The sequence below is a fragment of the Collimonas fungivorans genome, assembly GCF_028292705.1.
In the GTDB taxonomy this organism is placed as follows: domain Bacteria; phylum Pseudomonadota; class Gammaproteobacteria; order Burkholderiales; family Burkholderiaceae_D; genus Collimonas; species Collimonas fungivorans_B.
Map to the genome: position 1 here is coordinate 1 of NZ_JAQGLV010000243.1, position 3,025 is coordinate 3,025.

Here is a 3,025-nt window from a genome sequence, read left to right on the forward strand (position 1 = left end):
TCACCTACCACGCCGTAAATCCGGCGCACCCCGACGTCCGCCAGCGTGTCTATTAGTACGTCACCAACTGTCTTCCTGGTCATTGAAGTGCTCCTTGAGTGAAACCGGCAAGGTCAGCCAGAGACAAGAATGGCGCGCGGTCCTGAGCGCTACATTACAAGTGCGTCTTAAAATCCTGAGACAGTGTTTCGTACGCCGAGTTCGCGGTCGTTCGCTTGGGGACGCATGGGGGAGATCACTGGCCGCTTGTGGCTGATTGCGGCCCGTGGCCGATGGCAGCTTTCGCCCCCCATTGCGGACTGATGGCGACCGTCGGTGACCTCAGTGTTTGCTTTGCCGGCACACGTCCCTGTACGCTTCGAAATAAGGCTTGTCGAAGCAATTCTCCAGCCCCTCGACGACATCAATGTTTATCGGCCAGCGAATTTTCCTCGTTGACCCGTCAGCAAATTCTGCTTCCATGTAGCCATTGATGACTGGCGGTATACCAGCACCCACCGGTGGCTGGACTGCAGCAAGTTTTAACCTTGCCTGCTCGAACGCCGCCTTGTCCCTGCGCAGAAAGGCGATCGTTGCCTCGACGTATGGATTCCACCCGGCCTTGTCCTCCTCCGCAGGCTTGTACGCCCGTTTCATCAAGGTGATCGCTTCCGGATACTGCCCAGCGTCTGCACGCACCTGGGCCTCGTGCCAGAACAGGAGACCCGAGTCTTTATGATGCGCTTCTCGGTAATCGTGCAGCAGGTCGGCTGCAACCAAAGCGCAGCCCGGTATGGACGACAGCTCTCGCCATCCTCCCGACATGTCCTGATCAAATTGGTTTTCGTCCAGGGCGAGCAGGCGTGCGCGGTCATATGCGCAGCTTTTTGGGGAAACCTCTTGCGCGCCGGCCATGCGGCAAGAGATGACGAGGACACACGAAAGTAGAACGGTCAAAGTTGGTTTTGGCATAGCTCGCTAGTCGGGTTTTGGGCGAAGCCTTAAGTTACCAGATACTCAATCATCAAAATGCACACATTGTCACGCTAACGACTGCTCCTGGCCGATTGCATGCATTCGGAAATTTGCCGCTTCCGGCTTTAAGCCGACATAGCGAATGCTGAAGCGATCATTCCGCACGAGAAGTGTATCGTACTCCGGCGCGCTGGCGTCGGGAAAAAGGCCGATATGGACGAGGTCAACGTCAGCGTCCAGCCGAGCCATATTCCAACTGGGCTTAGGATTGCGCAGGCTTTGGAAACGGAAGGCGGCACTACGCGTCGGACATCCGTTGCGCGTCGTCAGCCCAGGCGGTCGCAATGGCCAGCCGTCCGCGCGACCACTGTGCAAGCAGATCGGCAGGCCGATCCGCAGCCACCGGCGAAAGCAGTGCGATGCCATCGAGCATCCCTTCCCAAACATATCCTTCGATCAGGAATGGACGCAGCGGGAGGACGTCGCTGATCCAGTTGAAGACAGGTTCTACCGCCGCCTCCGCAATGCCGCGCGTTCCGGCGATGGCGGCCAACACCAGCTCGCGTGAAACATAGGCAAACTCTAGCCGCGGCCCGGCAACGCAAAACGCCGCGTCTTCGAGCGCGACCGGCGCCGGCTTGCCTACGGCCATCAATTGCGCCGTGCGCGCGAACTGCAAATACGCCCCGCGAGTCGCGCCGTAAATTATTCCGGGAGTCAGGCCGAAATCGAGCAACCGTGCAGCATGCATGCCGCCTGCGCCGACGGTGCCATCTACCAGCAGGTGGCGGCGCCTAAGTTCGTCCGCCCGCGGCAGATGCTCGAAGCGCGCCAGCCAGTCGTAACCGGATTCCCGCAAGCCTTCGATGAGGGCGGCGAACGCGTCGCCGATCTCGTGGAATTCATCGTCCGGGTGGGCGTCCATGGCGTTCCTCATCAGGTCCAATGTGACTACTAGTTGTCACTTTGATATCATCAGTCTTATTGTACGCTCCCTCCATGAAGCGTCCATCGACGTGCGGGCGCGACGGGTTTCGACCAGCTTCAAATGAAAGCCTCCGAAAGCGCGCCACAGCCGGTTTCTGACGCTATAATCGCCGAATTTTCCCGACTGAAAATTACCTGACGAGCGAGCAGAAATACATGAACACCACACTGATTTCCTCTGTTGTCCTGTATTTATTCGGTACGCTTGCGCTGGGCGTCTGGGCCGGCACGCGCATCAAGAACACCAGCGACTTCGCGGTCGCCGGCCGCAGCCTGCCGTTGATCATGGTGGTGACCACCACCTTCGCGACCTGGTTCGGGGCCGAAACCGTGATGGGCATCCCCGCCAAGTTCATCCAGGGCGGCTTGAACGCGCTGGTCGAAGACCCGTTCGGCGCCGGCACCTGCCTGATCCTGGTCGGCCTGTTCTTCGCGGCCAAGCTGTACAAACTGAACCTGCTGACCATCGGCGACTACTATCGCGTGCGCTACGGCAAGGGCATCGAGGTGTTCTGCTCGGTCGCCATCATCCTGTCCTATCTCGGCTGGGTGGCGGCCCAGATCACCGCGCTCGGCCTGGTGTTTTCAGTGCTGACCAATGGCGCGATGTCCGAGACCGCAGGCATGATCGTCGGCACCCTGGCGGTGCTGGTCTACGTCGTGGTCGGCGGCTTCCTGGCCGTCGCGCTGACCGATTTCATCCAGATGATCGTGCTGGTCATCGGCATGTCGATCATCGCCTTTTTTGCCGCGGACCTGGCGGGCGGCGCCGGCCAGGTGTTCGACATGGCGCGCAAGGCCGACCTGTGGAAATTTCTGCCGCCGCCGACCTTCACCGATATCGCCTTCTTCATCGGCGCCGGCGTCACCATGATGTTCGGCTCGATCCCGCAGCAGGACGTGTACCAGCGCGTGATGTCGGCCAAGAATGCGCCCACCGCGCGCGCCGGCGCGGTGATCGGCGGCGCCAGCTACATCATGTTCGCGTTCGTGCCGATGTTTATCGTCGCCTGCGCCGTCATCGTGATGGGCCAGGGCGCGCTCGATATCGCCAAGTCCGACTACCAGCGCCTGCTGCCGACTT

The 3,025-nt window shown here is 60.2% G+C and carries 3 protein-coding genes; 1 reads left to right on the forward strand and 2 read right to left on the reverse strand.

Annotated features, from left to right (window positions below; genetic code table 11):
• Positions 1-321: 321 nt before the first annotated feature.
• Together JWQ61_RS13870 and JWQ61_RS13875 are read right to left on the reverse strand one after the other, a co-directional pair.
• Positions 322-951, reverse strand: a complete 630-nt coding sequence (locus JWQ61_RS13870; RefSeq protein ID WP_304361040.1) for a hypothetical protein — start codon at positions 949-951, stop codon at positions 322-324.
• Positions 952-1,252: 301 nt separating this feature from the next.
• On the reverse strand, positions 1,253-1,879 hold the full coding sequence (locus JWQ61_RS13875) for a hypothetical protein (protein WP_304361041.1): 627 nt from the start codon (positions 1,877-1,879) through the stop codon (positions 1,253-1,255).
• Positions 1,880-2,097: 218 nt separating this feature from the next.
• Between JWQ61_RS13875 and JWQ61_RS13880 the strand changes: the two genes are divergently transcribed.
• On the forward strand, positions 2,098-3,025 hold a 928-nt coding region (locus JWQ61_RS13880), incomplete at its 3' end, for a sodium:solute symporter family protein (protein WP_304361042.1).

Excerpts from the sequence above, each read along its gene's own strand:
- JWQ61_RS13875 (WP_304361041.1), bottom strand. The coding sequence starts at position 1,879 with ATGGACGCCCACCCGGACGATGAATTCCACGAGATCGGCGACGCGTTC.
- JWQ61_RS13870 (WP_304361040.1), bottom strand. The coding sequence starts at position 951 with ATGCCAAAACCAACTTTGACCGTTCTACTTTCGTGTGTCCTCGTCATC.